We start from the raw sequence: 2138 nt of genomic DNA on the forward strand, positions 1-2138 counted from the left end.
CCGGCCCCGGGCATCACCACACCCCCGGGACCAGCCGGTAGCGCACGCGAGCGGCATAATCCGCATAGCCATCGAGCTCGCGTTTCAAGGTCTCCTCCTCGAGCACGGCTCTGATCGCCAGCATCAAGATCAGGACAATTCCGAGCCCGACCGCACACCACGAGCCGAGCAGCAGCCCCGTGCCGAGGATGAGTGCGATGGCGCCCCCATACATGGGATGGCGCACGCGCGCATAAGGCCCGGTCGAGATCACATGGTGATTGCGCTCCGTCTGGATTTTCACGACCGGCGCCGCAAACGTGTTGGCCTCCATGACGATGTGAAACACATAGAGACCGAACACGATTCCGATCGCACCCAAGGCCTCGAGCAAAAGCGGCATCTCCGAAGTGCGGAAGCGGACCGCGTCGAGCCCCGCGACCACGTACAGGGCGAGCCACAGCGCGAAAAAGACCGAGAGCAGGATCTTGTCCCAGCCCTTCTGCTCCGTTTGCACAGGCGGACCCAAGCGCTCCTGGAGCAGCGCCGGATCATGCCTGGCGATCACCAACCCGGACGCAAGTCCGAGCCCGCTGACCAGAAACAGATAGATCCAGCCCTGCGGCCAGTTGACGGTCCCCGCAGGCACGAACAACAGCGCCGCATTGACTGCGGTCCAGATGGCGGTCCGCTTGATGAGCTTCCCGACGACGGGATCGTCGCTCGCCATGGGAAATCGCCTCCAAGTTCGCGAACTCCACTCTCCGCAGGAATGTTTGCGACTGGTGCGATCGGTTTCAAGCGCAAAAAAAGGCCCGCAAGATGCGGGCCTAGCTAGGGAGGGAGGGAATTTGGGCAAAGCGGTCGGTCAGGCCTTCTTGTCAGCCTTCTCGAGCTTCTTGTGCGTGCTGGCGTGATGCACATGCTTCGCCATCGGCTGGCGATAGCCCACCTTGTGCTCGGCATGGCGCAAGCAGCTGCGGCGGAACGCGATGCGCGCCTTGCCGTGCAGGCCCTTGGCGTTGGCTTCCGCCGAGCACTGCAACGACGCCTGCGAGCGCGGATGCGCGCCCACCTTCTTGATGGTCGCGGCGGATGCCATTCCACCAGCGCCGATCGCCAGCATCAGGGCCGTCGTCATGAGCGCAATACGTTTGGACATGGGGGCATTTCCTCTCGAAAGATGGTCCTCGCCGCCGCAATTCTGCGGTCGGTCCCGGCCGGCACGGCGCCGAGGCGGTGCCCCCTACTAGACACCCCAATTCTCACACCCTCTTTGCCCGGTTCGTACGGATTGGTAAGGCAGCCCGGAAACCCCTATGAACGTGCCCTTCCCTCGCCCCGTTCGGCACGCCATATTCGGCCCATGGCCAAATCCTCCAAGTCACCCGGCGCCCCGAAAGCGCCGCGCCCCTCGCGCGGCCGGTCCGGCAAGCCGTCCGCCCCGCCGGTGGAAACCTCGGCCGGTACGCCCGGCTTCGGCGAGGCACCTCAGAGCGCATTTACGGCAACCGGACCCCTCGGCGACGGGACGAGCAAGCCCCTTCCGGCGCTACGTCAGCAAGGTCCGCTGCCGCCGCGCGCCGCCGCAGGCGAAAGCCTCGGCGACAGCCTGAATGCCATCCTGACGCGCCCCCACGAGCGTACCGACAGGGCCCGGGAAATCCTCGCGCGCCAGCCCATGATCGCCTCGCACCCGCTGGTCTCGGGCGCCATGCCGATGTTCATGCCGCATCGCCCCGAGCGGCCCGAGAAGAGCGAGGGCGGCCGCCGCTTCGACATCGTCTCCGAGTTCGAGCCCAAGGGCGACCAGCCGACCGCCATCGCCGACCTCGTCGCCGGCGTGAACGATCACGAACGCACGCAGGTTCTGCTCGGCGTCACCGGCTCCGGCAAGACCTTCACCATGGCTCAGGTCATCGAGGCGACCCAGCGCCCGGCCCTCATCCTGGCGCCCAACAAGACACTGGCCGCGCAGCTCTACGGCGAGATGAAGAGCTTCTTCCCGGAGAACGCAGTCGAGTACTTCGTTTCCTACTACGACTACTATCAGCCGGAGGCCTACGTCCCGCGCACCGACACCTACATCGAGAAGGAAGCCGACATCAACGAGCAGATCGACCGCATGCGCCACGCGGCGACGCGCGCCCTGCTCGAGC

Annotated in this window: 3 protein-coding genes; 1 reads left to right on the forward strand and 2 read right to left on the reverse strand. The window is 65.7% G+C overall.

What is annotated here, in order from left to right:
• Positions 1 to 13: 13 nt before the first annotated feature.
• Positions 14 to 709: an isoprenylcysteine carboxylmethyltransferase family protein gene (locus QZV93_RS16230; protein WP_295559671.1), complete on the reverse strand. Its 696-nt coding sequence runs from the start codon at positions 707 to 709 to the stop codon at positions 14 to 16.
• Between the two features lie 138 nt (positions 710 to 847).
• A complete protein-coding gene (locus QZV93_RS16235; RefSeq protein WP_295559672.1) occupies positions 848 to 1141 on the reverse strand; it encodes a PsiF family protein in 294 nt (97 codons plus the stop codon).
• A 204-nt stretch (positions 1142 to 1345) separates the two neighbouring features.
• Between QZV93_RS16235 and QZV93_RS16240 the strand changes: the two genes are divergently transcribed.
• On the forward strand, positions 1346 to 2138 hold a 793-nt coding region (locus tag QZV93_RS16240; RefSeq protein ID WP_295559673.1), incomplete at its 3' end, for a DEAD/DEAH box helicase family protein.

It is taken from the genome of uncultured Hyphomicrobium sp. (assembly GCF_902826555.1).
Lineage (GTDB): Bacteria > Pseudomonadota > Alphaproteobacteria > Rhizobiales > Hyphomicrobiaceae > Hyphomicrobium_C.